1 protein-coding gene is annotated in these 431 nt (G+C 69.1%); it reads right to left on the reverse strand.

Annotation, left to right across the window (positions count from 1 at the left end; genetic code table 11):
- Nucleotides 1–238, reverse strand: a 238-nt coding sequence (locus GVL52_RS32245; protein ID WP_200848022.1) for a phosphoenolpyruvate carboxylase, incomplete at its 3' end; no start/stop codon positions are given.
- Nucleotides 239–431 lie beyond the last annotated feature (193 nt).

Consider the following 431-nt stretch of genomic DNA (forward strand, 5'->3'; position numbering starts at 1 on the left):
GGTCCTCGTAGAGCTTGGGGATCTCGCGCAGGAAGGTCGATTCGTAATACGAGAGCGCGTTCTCGATCTCGTCGGCCACCGTGAGCTTGGAATAGCGCAGCAGGCGCGTCTGCCAGAGCTGCGCCACGCGGGCACGCAGGCGCGCATCGTTGGCGGCGAGTTCGCGCGGCGTGAGCGCGTCGGCCCGCAGCCAGTCGTGGAGCAGGAAATCGAGGGTGGAGCGGAGGGGCGTCGTCATGCGGCAAATTATGGAAGCGGGCCGCGGCGCGCAGTGTCTGCTGCGTGACGTGGCCGCGCGGGGGTGCTGCAAAAAACGAGCCCCGTGCGGGCATGGGGCCGGCACGGGGCTCGATCGGGCGAACGGAGGGGGTGCCGGCCGTTCTCAGAACACTTCGAACACGCCGGCGGCACCCATGCCGCCGCCGATGCAC

The organism is Rhizobium sp. 18055 (assembly GCF_902706285.1).
GTDB lineage: Bacteria > Pseudomonadota > Alphaproteobacteria > Rhizobiales > Rhizobiaceae > Rhizobium.